Source organism: Amycolatopsis iheyensis (genome assembly GCF_024703995.1).
In the GTDB taxonomy this organism is placed as follows: Bacteria; Actinomycetota; Actinomycetes; order Mycobacteriales; family Pseudonocardiaceae; genus Amycolatopsis; species Amycolatopsis iheyensis.
The window spans coordinates 83,364-97,428 of the sequence record NZ_JAMXQV010000023.1 but is presented as its reverse complement, the minus strand read 5'-3'; the positions used below and the strand labels follow the sequence as shown (position 1 = coordinate 97,428).

The following is a 14,065-nucleotide window of genomic DNA, read 5'->3' as shown; positions in this document are numbered from 1 at the left end:
GGTGATTTCCGCCTACCTCGCGACGATCCCCAGCCCCGACCGCGGGGTGTGGCACCTGGGACCGATCCCGATCCGCGCGTACGCCCTGTGCATCATCGCCGGCATCATCGTGGCGATCTGGTGGGGGGAGCGGCGCTGGGCCGCCCGGGGCGGCACCAAGGGCACGGTCATCGACGTCGCCGTGTTCGCCGTGCCGTTCGGCCTGGTCGGCGGCCGGTTGTACCACGTGATCACCGACCCCGAGCTGTACTTCACCGAGGGCAAGAACCCCTGGAACGCGTTCGCGATCTGGGACGGCGGCCTCGGTATCTGGGGCGCCATCGCCCTCGGCGCGGTGGGCGCGCTCATCGCGTGCCGCCGCAAGGGCATCCCGCTGCCGGCGATGGCCGACGCGATCGCCCCCGGCATCGTCGTCGCGCAGGCCATCGGCCGCCTCGGCAACTACTTCAACCAGGAGCTCTACGGCGCGCACACCGACCTGCCGTGGGGCCTGGAGGTCTTCCAGCGCTTCAACCCGGACGACCCCAACAACCTGCTCAACGGCGTCGCGACCGGGCACATCCCGCTGCCGGAGAGCCCGGTCCACCCGACGTTCCTGTACGAGCTGATCTGGAACCTGCTGGTCGCGCTGCTGGTGGTGTGGGCGGACCGCAAGTTCAAGCTGGGCCACGGCCGGGCGTTCGCGCTGTACGTCGCCGGCTACACGGTGGGCCGCGGCTGGATCGAGATGATGCGCACCGACACCGCGAACCACATCCTCGGCCTGCGGGTGAACGTCTGGACGTCGATCCTGCTGTTCGTCGCGGCGGTGGTGTACTTCGTGCTCGCCGGGAAGCGGGGGCCGCGCGAGACGCCGGAGTCGCTGCGGAGCAAGGACGCGCCCGGGCCGGAGGAGGTCCCGGTGGCCGACTCCGCCGAGGAGCCCGAGCACGCCAGCGTGCCCGCGGACAAGCCGGCCGAGGAAGCGCCGGAAGAGAAGCCGGAGAAACCCGCCGACAGCTGAGTCCTTCCGACGAAAAGGCCCCCACTTCGCGTGGGGGCCTTTTCGCTAGCCGAGGAACGAGCCGCCGAAGTAGTCGTCGTCCGACCCGGGCTCGTCGCGCCGCTTGCGCCGCGGCGGCTCCGGGGATGAAGGCCGCGGCGGCGGGGCGTCGTCGGCGAGGGGATCGGCGAAGTCGTCGTCGTCCAGCTCGGGCTCGGGCGCGCGGTGCCGCGACGGCGGTGTCGGCGGCTCGGCCGGGCGGTGGTGGTCGGCGGGCGGCTCGGCGGGGCGGTGGTGGTCGGGCTGGCTGGGGTCGGCTGACCAGCGGGGGTTGGTTTGTGGGTGGTCGGGCCGGCCGGGGTCGGCTGACCAGCGCGGGTTGCCCTGCGGATGGTCGGCGGGCGGCTCGGCAGCCCAGCGGGGGTTGGCTTGCGGGTGGTCGGACTGGCCGGGCTCGGCCGACCAGCGCGGGTTGCCCTGCGGGTGGTCGGCGGGCGGCTCGGCAGCCCGGAGCGGGGTGTCCGCCGAATAACCACCCTGCGGAGCGGGCCCAGCCGCGTACGGCGACCGGCCGGTGTCGGCCAGCGGGTCCGCGGGCCGGCCGCCTTCGCGGGCTTCGAGCACCTCGTCGGCCGTCGCGCCTTCGCGCAGCTCGTCGTACATCTCGTGCGCCTCGCCGAGCGGGCCCAGGGCAAGCGCTTGCACCTCGGGATCGGCGAACGCCCGCCCGGAGGCGACGTCCTCCCAGGTGAGCTGGCCGGCTTCGACCTTGCGCTTGAGGAGCTTCAGCTGCGGCGGCGCGTCCGGTCGCGCGGCGGCGGCCTTGATCGCGGCGAGCCGCTCGGGCGACACGGTCCGCTCCACCGGCGGCAGCTTGATCTTCTCCAGATCCTTGAGCAGCTGCCGCGACTTGCTGACGCTCCGGTCCAGCGCGGACTCGGCCTCGCGGATGGCGGCCGTCTTCCAGGCGTCCGGCGGGATGGGCTGGGACATGGGTTCTCCTAGTCGATCCGGCCGCTGATGCGCCCGCTGGCCGGCCGGACCTTGGCGGCCCGCTCCTCACGGCGTTTCTCGGTCTCCGCTTTGCGGTCGCGGTGCTCCTCGACGCCTTCCTTGGCCTTGTCCTTGATGTCGTGGGCGCTGCCCGAGATGCTCTTCGCGTCGTCCTTGATGTCGCCGACGTCCCCGGCGATGCCCTTGCCGATGTCGACCAGGTCGCCGACGCTGTGCACGTCCTTGATCTTCGCCAGCTGCGAACCGATGTCCTTCAGCGAGTTCCACAGGTCGCCGACCTTCTCGACGATGTCCTTGATCATGTCGATGATCGAGATCAGCGCGTCGATCAGCGGGATGATCTCGCTGAGCGCGGTGATCGCGTCCGCGACCCAGCCGGCGATCGGGACGCACGCCTCGGCGGCCATCACCAGCAGCCGGTCGATCAGGCTCTTGAGCAGGTCCAGTGCCTTGGCGGCCAGCTTCTTCGACGTCTCGGCCAGCAGGTCGAAACCCTTGGCGATGAGCTCGGCGATCCCGGCTTCGGCGGCGAGGCCGGCCTTCCACCCGAGGTCGACGTACGCGCGGTGCGCCAGCGCGGCCGGGCCGGTCCAGTGCTCGCCGAGCACCTTCTCGTTCTCCGACATCACCACGGAGAACGCCTTCATCGTCTCGCCGATGTTGCGCCACGCCACCGCGTCGGCCGACATCTTGGAGAAGTCGCCGGTCAGCGGCTCGATGAACTGCTGGGTCAGCGTGGTGCCGGTGATCTTCTGGTACACCCACTCGACGGCGAGCACCTCGACCCCGGCGTCCTTGACGAGGTCCTGGACGTCGTCTTCGGAGGTGTCTTCGGGCTTCTGCAGCGGCTCGGTGATCGAGCTGCCGTCGTCGAAGCCGAACGACGTCTGGGCGCCCGCGCCCGGGGCCGGCGAATGCTCCTTCGGCTCGTCGCCGCCGCCGTCGTCCTTCTTCTTCTTTTCTTCGGGCTTCTCGTCCTTCTTCTTCGGCTTGTCCTTGGTGGACGTCCCGCCGCCGTGGTGCGACTTGGCCATCTCGGCTCCCCCTCGTCTCAGGCCGGGTGCGGCATCGTCGGGAAGTCGTCGGGCACCCCACCCGGCTCGCCGGCCGCGCCGCCCGCACCCGCCGACTCGAGCTTGGCGCGCAGCTCGTCCAGCAGCTTCGCCGAGTTCATGTCGTGGGTCGTGTACGCGGCCGCCGCCGACTGGACGCCCTGGCTGAGCGAGGTCAGCCGGGCGTCCCCGAACTTCAGCGTTTCGCCGTAGAGGTTGCCGACCAGGTCCACGACCGGGTGCAGCACCGTGAAGAGGCCGGTGAACCCGGACTTGTCGCACGCCGTCGAGCGCATGTACTCGTCGATCTTGCCGACGGCCTGGTGCAGGCCGTCCACCACCCCGGCGTACTCGCGCATGGCCGCGGGGTCGACTTCGAAGTCGGCCACGGATCTCCCCCTCGTTCTCCCCTGGTGATCCCTATGGTCGGGCCACACTATGACACCGGGTGGACACGAGGCGTGGGTGGTTCGGCGAAAAAATCGCCGGTCAGGACAGATCGGGCAAACCCAGCTCCAGGTTGGGGGACTGCAGGCCGCCGTCGACCTCAAGGATCTTGCCGGTGAGGTACCCGCCGGCCCGCGACGCCAGGAACACCACCGTCGCCGCGATGTCCTCGGCCTCGCCGATCTTCCCCAGCGGCGTCGCGGCCTCCATCTTCGCCTTGAGCTCCGGGTTGCCGACGACGATCTCGAGCGCCGACGTCGCCACCGAACCGACCGAGATCGCGTTCACCCGCACCCGCGGCGCCAGGTCCGCGGCCGCCAGGCGCGTGTAGTGCGCCAGGGCCGCCTTCGCCGTTCCGTAGGCCGCGAAACCACGGCCGGACAGCCGGCCCATCACCGACGAGATGTTGACGACCGAGCCGCCCGAGGCCACCAGGGACGGCGCCGCCGCCGCGGTGAGCGCGTGCGCCGTCGCGACGTTGAAGCGGAACGCCTCTTCGAGGAACTCCGCCGTCGTCTCCAGCAGGGGTCGCGGGTACGTGCCGCCGACGTTGTTGACCACCAGGTCGAGCCGGCCGAACTCCGCCACCGCCGTCGACGCCAGCGCCGCGGCGGCTTCGGGGGAGGAGAGGTCCACCGCCACCACGTGGGCCCGGCGGCCCGCGGCCGCGACGCGCGAAGCCACTTCGTCGAGCTGGGCTTCGGTGCGGGAGGCGATGACCACGTCGGTGCCCGCTTCGGCGAGGGCCACGGCGGTGGCCGCGCCGATCCCGCGGCCCGCGCCGGTGACCACCGCGACCTGGTCGGTGAGCTTGAACCGGTCGAGGATCATGCGGCGAAATGTAACACGTTCTAGTGACCCGCGGCACACTTCCGGGTGAGCCGGGTCGGCCGCGTCACGTTGGGCTTGACGGGCGTTTGCGGGCCGTATACTTAGCAGAGCGAACTACCGGGAACCCATCAGGAACTATGTCGTTCCACGCAGCCAGATCGTTACCGTCCGGCGCCGTTCGGGGCGCTCCGAAACGATGCTGGCCTGTTTCCCAGGTGTTAAAGTCGCGCTAACAAGCGGGCCATCGTCGTCCCGTGCGCTCCCCGGCCGGTAGCCCGGCCCCGCACGACAGACGACGAAGGAGGTCCCTTCATGATCTTCTCCGCCATTCCCGGCAAACAGGGTCTCTACGACCCGGAGACCGAACAGGACTCCTGCGGTGTGGCCATGGTGGCCGACATCCGCGGGCGCCGTTCGCACGGCATCGTCACCGACGGCCTGGCCGCGCTGACCAACCTGGACCACCGCGGCGCCGCCGGCGCCGAGCCGACCAGCGGTGACGGCGCGGGCATCCTCCTGCAGCTGCCCGACGCGCTGCTGCGCGCCGAGGCCGGCTTCGAGCTGCCCGAGCCCGACGACCAGGGCCACCACCGCTACGCCGCCGGAATCGCGTTCCTGCCCCAGGATGACGAACAACGCCGCAAGGCCGTCGAGCTCGCCGAGCGCATCGCCGTCGAAGAGGGCCTCGAAGTCCTCGGCTGGCGCGAGGTGCCGGTCGACGCCGACCGCGCCGACATCGGCCCGACCGCCCGCTCGGTCATGCCCTGCTTCGCGATGCTTTTCGTCACCGGCGACGGAAAGTCGGGACTGGAGCTGGACCGGCTGGCGTTCTGCCTGCGCAAGCGCGTCGAGCACGAAAGCGCGAACTCGGGCTGTGGCACTTACTTCCCGTCGCTGTCCTCGCGGACGATCGTCTACAAAGGCATGGTCACGCCGGAGCAGCTGCCCGCGTTCTTCGGCGACCTTCGTGACGAGCGGCTGGAAAGCGCCATCGCCCTGGTGCACTCCCGCTTCTCCACCAACACCTTCCCGTCGTGGCCGCTGGCGCACCCATTCCGGTTCGTGGCCCACAACGGCGAGATCAACACCATCCGCGGCAACCGCAACCGCATGCGGGCCCGCGAGGCGCTGCTCGAGTCCGAGCTGATCGACGGCGACCTTTCGCGGTTGTTCCCGATCTGCTCGCCCGACGCGTCGGACTCGGCGTCGTTCGATGAGGTGCTCGAGCTGCTGCACCTCGGCGGCCGCTCATTGCCGCACGCCGTGCTGATGATGATCCCGGAGGCGTGGGAGAACCACGCCACCATGAAGCCGGAGCGCCGCGCGTTCTACCAGTTCCACGCGAGCCTCATGGAGCCGTGGGACGGCCCGGCGTGCGTCACCTTCACCGACGGCACCCTGGTCGGGGCGGTCCTGGACCGCAACGGCCTGCGCCCGGCGCGCTGGTGGCGCACGGCCGACGACCGCGTCGTGCTCGCCAGTGAGGCGGGCGTCCTGGACGTCGCACCCAAGGACGTCGTGGCCAAGGGGCGGCTCAAGCCCGGCCGGATGTTTCTCGTGGACACCGCCGCCGGCCGGATCGTGGACGACGAAGAGGTCAAGTCCGCCCTCGCCGGCAAGCTCCCGTACGAAGGCTGGCTGCACGCGGGCCTGCTGAAGATCGCCGAGCTGCCCGACCGCGACCACGTGGTGCAGAGCCACGACTCGGTGCTGCGCCGCCAGCTTTCCTTCGGCTACACCGAAGAAGAGCTGAAGATCCTGCTCGCGCCGATGGCCGAGAAGGGCGCCGAGCCGATCGGCTCGATGGGCTCGGACACCCCGCCCGCGGTGCTGTCGAAGCGGTCCCGGCTGCTTTACGACTACTTCAAGCAGAACTTCGCCCAGGTGACCAACCCGCCGCTGGACGCGATCCGCGAAGAGCTCGTCACCTGCATGGCGCGGATCATGGGCCCGGAGCGCAACCTGCTGGCCCCCGGTCCGGCGTCGTGCCGGCACCTCAAGCTGCCGTACCCGGTCATCGACAACGACGAGCTGGCCAAGCTCATCCACATCAACGACGACGGCGACCTGCCGGGCTTCGCCTGCAGTGTCCTTTCCGGACTGTACGAAGTGGACGGCGGCGCCGAGGCGCTGGCCGGTGCGATCGAGCGCGTCCGGCGTGAGGCGTCCGAGGCGATCGCGGCCGGCGCGCGCACGCTCGTGCTGTCCGACCGCGACTCCGACCACCGGATGGCGCCGATCCCGTCGCTGCTGCTGGTCTCCGCGGTGCACCACCACCTGGTCCGCACCAAGGAACGCCTGCGCGTCGCGCTGGTCGTCGAATCCGGCGACGCACGCGAGGTGCACCACATCGCGCTGCTGCTCGGCTACGGCGCCGCCGCGGTCAACCCGTACCTGGCCTTCGAGACCATCGAGGACATGATCGGGCAGGGCGCGGTCACCGGCATCGAGCCGGCGAAGGCGGTCCGCAACTACGTGCAGGCGCTGGTCAAGGGCGTCCTGAAGATCATGTCCAAGATGGGCATCTCGACGGTCGGCGCGTACACCGCGGCCCAGGTCTTCGAGTCCCTCGGACTGGGCCAGGACCTGCTCGACGAGTACTTCACCGGCACGTCGTCGAAGCTCGGCGGCGTCGGGCTCGAGGTGCTCGCCGAAGAGGTCGCCGTGCGGCACCGCCGCGCGTACCCGGACAACCCGACCGAGCGAGTCCACCGTGGACTCGACACCGGCGGCGAGTACGCCTACCGCCGCGAGGGCGAGCTGCACCTGTTCACGCCGGAGACGGTGTTCCTGCTGCAGCACGCGTCCAAGACCGGCCGCGAAGAGGTGTACCGCTCCTACACCGACGAGGTGCACCGCCTCTACCGCGAGGGCGGCACGCTGCGCGGGCTGTTCTCCTTCCGGAACGGCGTGCGCGAGCCGATCCCGCTCGACGAGGTCGAGCCGGCCGAAGCGATCTTCAAGCGCTTCAACACCGGCGCGATGTCGTACGGCTCGATTTCGGCCGAGGCACACGAAACCCTGGCCATCGCGATGAACCGGCTCGGCGGCCGGTCCAACACCGGCGAGGGCGGCGAAGACCCCGAGCGGCTCTACGACCCCGAGCGCCGCAGCGCGATCAAGCAGGTCGCCTCGGGCCGCTTCGGTGTCACGAGCGAGTACCTGGTCAACGCCGACGACATCCAGATCAAGATGGCGCAGGGCGCGAAGCCCGGCGAGGGTGGCCAGCTGCCGCCGAACAAGGTGTACCCGTGGATCGCGCGGACCCGGCACTCCACGCCGGGCGTCGGCCTGATTTCCCCGCCACCGCACCACGACATCTACTCGATCGAGGACCTGGCGCAGCTGATCCACGACCTCAAGAACGCCAACGAGCACGCCCGCATCCACGTGAAGCTGGTGTCCTCGCTGGGTGTCGGCACGGTCGCGGCAGGCGTGTCCAAGGCGCACGCGGACGTCGTGCTCATTTCGGGGCACGACGGCGGCACCGGCGCGTCTCCGATGAACTCGCTCAAGCACGCGGGCACGCCGTGGGAGATCGGCCTGGCCGAGACCCAGCAGACGTTGCTGCTCAACGGGTTGCGCGACCGGATCACCGTCCAGGTGGACGGCGCCATGAAGACCGGGCGCGACGTCGTCATCGCGGCGCTGCTCGGCGCCGAGGAATACGGCTTCGCGACGGCCCCCCTCGTCGTCGCGGGCTGCATCATGATGCGCGTCTGCCACCTCGACACCTGCCCGGTCGGCGTCGCCACGCAGAGCCCCGAGCTGCGCAAGCGCTACACCGGCCAGGTCGAGCACGTCGTCAACTTCTTCAAGTTCGTCGCCGAAGAGGTCCGGGAAACGCTGGCGTCGCTGGGGTTCCGGACGCTCGACGAGGCCATCGGCCACGCCGAGCTGCTGAACACCGACGAGGCCGTCGACCACTGGAAGGCGTCCGGTTTGGACCTGGCGCCGATCTTCGAGATGCCGTCCGAGACGCCGTACGGTGGCGCGAAGCGGCGCACCCGCGGCCAGGACCACGGCCTCGAGCACGCCCTGGACCGCACGCTCATCCAGCTCGCCGAGGCGGCGCTGGAAGACGCGCACCAGGTCAACATCGAGCTGCCGGTGCGCAACGTCAACCGCACCGTCGGCACGCTGCTCGGCTCGGAGATCACCCGCCGCTACGGCGGAGACGGCCTGCCCGAGGGCACGATCAACGTCACGCTCACCGGATCCGCTGGGCAGTCGCTCGGCGCGTTCCTGCCGCGGGGCATCACCCTCGACATGGTCGGCGACGCGAACGACTACGTCGGCAAGGGGCTTTCGGGCGGCCGGATCGTCGTCCGCCCCGACCCGGACGCGGCGTTCGCCGCCGAAGCGCAGACGATCGCGGGCAACACGATCGCCTACGGCGCGACGGCCGGCGAGATCTTCCTGCGCGGCCAGGTCGGCGAACGGTTCTGCGTCCGCAACTCCGGCGCCACGGTCGTCGCCGAGGGCGTCGGCGACCACGCCTTCGAGTACATGACCGGCGGCCGTGCGGTGGTGCTCGGCCCGACCGGGCGGAACCTGGCGGCCGGCATGTCCGGCGGGGTGGCGTTCGTGCTCGACGTCGACCGCAAGAAGGTCAACCAGGACATGGTGGACCTGCTCAAGCCGAGCGCGGACGACCTGGTCCAGCTCAAGAAAACCGTGCAACAGCACTACGATCTCACCCGCTCCGCGGTGGCGGCCTCGCTGCTCGGCGACTGGCCGCGCCGCTCGGCGGCGTTCACGAAGGTGATGCCGCGCGACTACCAGCGGGTCCTGGACGCGGCGAAGGCGGCGCGTGCCGCCGGCCGCGACGTCGACGAGGCGATCATGGAGGCCGCTCGTGGCTGACCCGACCGGTTTCCTGAAGTACGACCGCGAAGAGCCGCCGAAGAAGTCTTACGAGGAAAGGCTTTCTTCGTGGGGCGAGGTCTACGCGGACGTCGACCCGGGCGAGCGCAACGAGAAGGTGCGCAAGCAGGCGTCGCGGTGCATGGACTGCGGTATCCCGTTCTGCCACTCCGGTGGTTCCGGCTGCCCGCTGGGCAACCTGATCCCGGAGTGGAACGACCTGGTCCGCCGCGGCGACTGGGCCGCGGCGAGCGACCGGCTGCACGCCACCAACAACTTCCCCGAGTTCACCGGGAAGCTGTGCCCGGCGCCGTGCGAGGCGGGCTGCGTCCTGTCGATTTCGCCGGCCTCGGGTGGGCCGGTGTCGATCAAGCGCGTCGAGCAGACGATCGCCGACCAGTCCTGGGAAGCGGGTTACGTCCAGCCGCAGGTGTCGGAGGAGTCGACCGGCCGGCGGGTGGCGGTGGTCGGCTCCGGGCCGGCGGGCTTGGCCGCGGCGCAGCAGCTGACCCGCGCGGGCCACGAGGTGACGGTGTTCGAGCGCGACGACCGCCTCGGCGGGCTGCTGCGCTACGGCATCCCCGAGTTCAAGATGGAGAAGAAGGTCCTCGACCGCCGCCTCGCGCAGCTGCGCAAGGAAGGCACCAAGTTCGTGACGAGCTGCGAGGTCGGCGTCGACCTCACGGTGGAGGACCTCCGCGCGCAGTACGACGCGGTGGTGCTGGCGGTGGGCGCCCTGCGCGGCCGCGACGACACGACGACGCCGGGCCGCGAGCTGACGGGCATCCACCTGGCGATGGAACACCTGGTGCCGGCCAACAAGTTCGTCGAGGGCGACGGCCCATCCCCGATCGACGCCCAGGGCAAGCACGTGGTGATCATCGGCGGCGGCGACACCGGAGCCGACTCCTACGGCACGGCAACACGCCAGGGCGCGCTTTCGGTGACCCAACTGGACCAGTACCCGACCCCACCGTCCACAAGGGACGACTCCCGGTCGCCGTGGCCGACGTGGCCGTACATCCTGCGCACGTACCCGGCCCACGAAGAGGCGGGCGAGCGGAAGTTCGCGGTGGCGGTCAAGCGTTTCGTCGGTTCCCCCGAGGGCCGCGTGACGGCGGTGGAGCTGCAGCAGGTCCGCGTCCAGAAGGACCCGGCGACCGGTCGCCGCGAAGTGATCCCGGTCAGCGAAGAGGTCCAGACGCTGCCGGCGGATCTGGTCCTGCTGGCGATCGGCTTCGAGGGTGTCGAGGAGATGCCGCTCCTTTCGGGACTGGGTCTTTCGTTGACCCGCCGGGGAACGCTGTCGTGTGGGGCGGATTGGCAGACCGAGACGCCTGGGGTGTTCGTCTGCGGTGACGCGCACCGTGGGGCATCGCTGGTGGTGTGGGCGATTGCCGAGGGTCGCTCGGTGGCGAACGCGGTGGACGCGTTCCTGACCGGGGCGTCGGATCTGCCGGCGCCGGTTCATCCGACTGCGCTGCCGCTCGCGGTCGTCTGACGTTCGGTTCACGAAGGCCCCCTCGCCACTCGGCGAGGGGGCCTTTTCGTTCCGGGTGTAACACCCTCCGCTCAGCCGACGACGCTGGGAGTGCCAGCAGAGGGGGACTGTCGATGAGCCAGCCGGACGAGCCGGTCACCGTCGAGAACGGGGTCACCGTCAGCGGCGACATGAGCGGGACCGTCGTCCAGATCGGCGCCGTCCATTACGGCACGCCCGGCCCGGCGGCGTGGTTGTACCTCGGGACGGTCCGCGACGTGGCGCCCGGCAGGCTGGTGGGGCGCGAGGCCGAGCTGGCCGAGCTGACCCGGTTCTGCCTGGCTCCCGACCCTTCACCCGGCTACGTGTGGTGGCGGGCGGAGGCGTGGAGCGGGAAGACCGCGCTGATGTCGACGTTCGTGCTCGACGCGCCCGAGGAAGTCCAAGTGGTCTCGTTCCTCATCACGGCACGGGATACGCGGGCCGACACACGTGCGGGTTTTCTGCGGGAAGTCGTTCCGCAACTGGCCGCTGTGTCGGAGGTCAGAGCCCCCGAGCCGGCGACTGAATCCGACTTCCGGGGTCTGCTCGAAACCGCGGCCAGAGTGTGCGCGGACCGCGGGCGGCGGCTGATCCTCGTCGTCGACGGGCTGGACGAAGACCGGGGCGCGGGGGACGAACGCGGAGCCAAGAGCATTGCCGAGCTGCTGCCGCGGCGCCCCGCTCACGGGCTGCGCGTCATCGTCTCGGGGCGGCCGAACCCCGGCATCCCGGCGGCGGTGCGCGACGATCACCCCCTGCGCGACCCGGCGATCGTGCGCGAACTCGCACCATCTCCCGCGGCTTCCGCGGCGAAGTACGCGATGAAGCTCGATCTCGAGCGCTTGCTCGCCGATGACGCGGGTGAGGCGAAGGACGTCCTCGGCTTGCTCGTGGCCGCCCGCAGCGGGCTCAGCCGCCGGGACCTCGAGGAGCTTGGTGGGACCCACGTCAGTGAGGTCCTGAACAGTGTCAAGAGCCGGGCATTCAGTCGCCGGCACGCCCGTTGGCGGCCCGAGACCGCTCCCGAAGTCTACTTGCTCGGCCACCAGGGCTTGTTCGCCGAAGCTGCGGAGAAGCTCGGAGAGCAAGCGGTGCGCGCTTACGGCGAGCAAATCACGAAGTGGGCCGAGAGCTATCGCGCCAAAGGGTGGCCGCCCGAGACGCCGCAGTTCCTGCTGCACGGCTACCCGCGGTTGCTCCAGGAAGCCGGGCAGCTCGATCGCGTGGTCGAGTGCGTCACGGATCTGCCGAGGCAGCGCCGCCTCATCGAGGTCGCCGGTGGCGAAGAAGCGGCTCAGGCGGAAATCGCCGAAGTCCATGCGGCATTCTGCGCCTCACCCGAGCCCGACGTCATGAGCCTGGTCAAACTCACGATGCACCGCGACGACCTCAGCGACCGGAACGCGCGGACGCCTGAGCGGCTTCCGGCGTTGTGGGCCAGGATGGGTGACTTCGACCGGGCCGAAGCACTCGCCCGGTCGATTTCGGCAGAGGACCGGCGGGCCGACGCCATCTTTGAACTGTTGGAAGTCATGGTGGCGGCCGGGCTGATCGACCGCGTCGACCGGCTGCTGGTCGAAGCTCTGCGCGAAGATCAGCACCCCGACCTTCGTACCCGGCTCGTGAGCGCGATCGCCGGAACCGGGGACTTCGCCCGCGCGAGATCGATGGCCGAAGGCCTCGCGGATTCCGATTGGCGTGCACGAGCGCTTCTCGTGGTCGCCGCCGCCGAACGGCCGGAAGATGTCGCATTGCTCCGGACAGTCGCCGACGAGATCCGTGAAGGAGTTTTTCGGCACCTGGCGATTCGTTGGGTGGCGATCTCATTGGTCGAGGCGGGTTTTCTGGAGTCTGCGATCGAACTTTCGGCTGGGCTGAATCTTTCGTACTTGTCAGTCGTGATCGAGCGAGCTGCTCGCGCGCTCTTGCCGTCGGGTGGCGAAATTTCTGATGTGCACCGGATCGCTGGCAAACTCGGCGATGAATCGGCGCGAAAACTGTTCGCCAGGATGGACCTTGAAGCGGCGGCGCGGGTCGATCCTGAAGTGGCGGTTGCAGGGTTGAGCGCTTTCGAAGAGTGGCAGCGCGAGAGCCTGCTGCTGAAGATCATAGAAATCGCTCTCGAGGACGACAACGTCGCTTTCGCGGAGTCCGCGCTCGGCGGCCTGGGGTCCTCCTACGACGAACTCGGCCTTCGCAAAGTGCTGAAGCACCTCGTTGCAAAGGGGGAGATGGCACGCGCCGAGACACTTTTGCGAAGCAGTTTGTCGGATCGGGAAGGTGAGCGGGAGTTCGCTGCCCGAGCCGCGGCGCTGACCGCGATGGCCGAAGGTGCTTTCGAGGCGGGCGACCTTGAAGCTGCCCGGGAGCTGGCCTGGCGAGCGGAAGCGATCGCTCGCCAGGTGGATGTCTCTTACCGCTACACCGGTGCGTTGCGGAGCTTCGTGGAGTTCGTCACGACGACGAAGAACGTCGACGCCGCCGAGCGGCTCGCCGCGGTTGTCCTGGTTTCCGATTTGACGGCATACGACGTCGAGCCGACTGCCCGGCTCCTGGCGGAGTCGGGCGACGTGAACGTCGCGGAGTCGCTCGCGTTCCGGCTCGGCGACCCGGCCGAGGTAATGAAGACTCTTACGCCGTTGCTTCGCCGTCTCCGAGAACAAGGGCAAACTGGCGAGATACGCCGCATCGTCGAGCGCGTCGACGGCCTTCCCGGCGAGCTCGACGCGCGGTATGCGGTCGAGTTCTACTGCGCGGCGGGGTTCCCCGACCGTGCGCTAGAGCGCGTGGACACTGTGGAAAACCGATATCAACGCGGGCAGGCGCGGTGCCGTGTGATCGAAGAACTGTGTGCGATGGGAAGGGACGATGACGCTGTCGGCATCGTCCGGCAGGCGGACAGTGATGACCGGGCCGAGTACGCCGAAGCACTGGCAAAGGCCCTCGGAGCTGCGAAGTGTGACGATGGAATCGAAATCCTGCTCGGTCTCGAGCTCAGAGGCAGCTCGGCGGTCCGGACGTTCCTCGGGGAGTTGGCCAGGCACGACGGCGAGCGCGCACTGCGGCTGGCGGTCACATCGCTGGAATCTTTCGACCTGGAAAGGGCTCTGCTGGAGATCGCGGGCAGTGTAGACGGGCCCCTTCGGTCGCGTGTGCTCGCCGAGTACATGCGGGGTGGTGACTGGGCTCGGGTCCTGCCACTGCTCAACCCGGCCGAGCAGGCCGGCTTGACCGAGGTGGTCGACCAGTTCGTCACGCTGCAGGAAGCCCGCCTGGGTCTGCGCCCCGAAGACGGCTGAAGCGCCGGCCCATTACGCCGAACGGTGGCTGTGCACTGCGTACACGGACAAC

Annotated in this window: 8 protein-coding genes; 4 read left to right on the top strand and 4 right to left on the bottom strand. The window is 69.6% G+C overall.

The features are described 5' to 3' along the window. Position 1: 1 nt before the first annotated feature. Positions 2–1,003, top strand: a complete 1,002-nt coding sequence (gene lgt, locus M8542_RS35595) for a prolipoprotein diacylglyceryl transferase (protein WP_257924718.1) — start codon at positions 2–4, stop codon at positions 1,001–1,003. A 45-nt stretch (positions 1,004–1,048) separates the two neighbouring features. On the opposite strand, the gene M8542_RS35590 is transcribed toward lgt, so the two are convergent. The 4 genes from M8542_RS35590 to M8542_RS35575 all read right to left on the bottom strand — a co-directional run bounded on the left by M8542_RS35590 (position 1,049) and on the right by M8542_RS35575 (position 4,326). Continuing rightward, the gene (locus tag M8542_RS35590) at positions 1,049–1,975 is read right to left on the bottom strand and encodes a hypothetical protein (protein WP_257924717.1); all 927 of its coding nucleotides are present in this window, start codon (positions 1,973–1,975) and stop codon (positions 1,049–1,051) included. Between the two features lie 8 nt (positions 1,976–1,983). Then, positions 1,984–3,030: a hypothetical protein gene (locus tag M8542_RS35585; RefSeq protein ID WP_257924716.1), complete on the bottom strand. Its 1,047-nt coding sequence runs from the start codon at positions 3,028–3,030 to the stop codon at positions 1,984–1,986. Between the two features lie 17 nt (positions 3,031–3,047). Beyond that, positions 3,048–3,437 (bottom strand): hypothetical protein, encoded by a 390-nt coding sequence (locus M8542_RS35580; protein ID WP_257924715.1) that lies wholly within the window; start codon positions 3,435–3,437, stop codon positions 3,048–3,050. 100 nt (positions 3,438–3,537) lie between these two features. Beyond that, a complete protein-coding gene (locus M8542_RS35575; protein ID WP_257924714.1) occupies positions 3,538–4,326 on the bottom strand; it encodes an SDR family oxidoreductase in 789 nt (262 codons plus the stop codon). 312 nt (positions 4,327–4,638) lie between these two features. Between M8542_RS35575 and gltB the strand changes: the two genes are divergently transcribed. From gltB to M8542_RS35560, 3 genes are all read left to right on the top strand, one after another. Further along, complete coding sequence (gltB, locus tag M8542_RS35570) at positions 4,639–9,192, top strand: glutamate synthase large subunit (RefSeq protein WP_257924713.1); 4,554 nt, start codon at positions 4,639–4,641, stop codon at positions 9,190–9,192. Next, complete coding sequence (locus M8542_RS35565) at positions 9,185–10,693, top strand: glutamate synthase subunit beta (protein ID WP_257924712.1); 1,509 nt, start codon at positions 9,185–9,187, stop codon at positions 10,691–10,693. The genes gltB and M8542_RS35565 overlap by 8 nt, the downstream gene beginning before the upstream one ends. Before the next feature lie 113 nt (positions 10,694–10,806). Then, positions 10,807–14,013 carry a P-loop domain-containing protein gene (locus M8542_RS35560; RefSeq protein ID WP_257924711.1) on the top strand — a complete coding sequence of 1,069 codons (3,207 nt, stop codon included), beginning with the start codon at positions 10,807–10,809 and terminating at the stop codon, positions 14,011–14,013. The last annotated feature ends 52 nt before the right edge of the window (positions 14,014–14,065 follow it).

What these genes read in the sequence shown, in the direction of transcription:
- M8542_RS35590 (WP_257924717.1), bottom strand. Translation starts at nt 1,975, where the DNA reads ATGTCCCAGCCCATCCCGCCGGACGCCTGGAAGACGGCCGCCATCCGC.
- M8542_RS35585 (WP_257924716.1), bottom strand. Translation starts at nt 3,030, where the DNA reads ATGGCCAAGTCGCACCACGGCGGCGGGACGTCCACCAAGGACAAGCCG.
- M8542_RS35575 (WP_257924714.1), bottom strand. Translation starts at nt 4,326, where the DNA reads ATGATCCTCGACCGGTTCAAGCTCACCGACCAGGTCGCGGTGGTCACC.
- gltB (WP_257924713.1), top strand. Translation starts at nt 4,639, where the DNA reads ATGATCTTCTCCGCCATTCCCGGCAAACAGGGTCTCTACGACCCGGAG.
- M8542_RS35560 (WP_257924711.1), top strand. Translation starts at nt 10,807, where the DNA reads ATGAGCCAGCCGGACGAGCCGGTCACCGTCGAGAACGGGGTCACCGTC.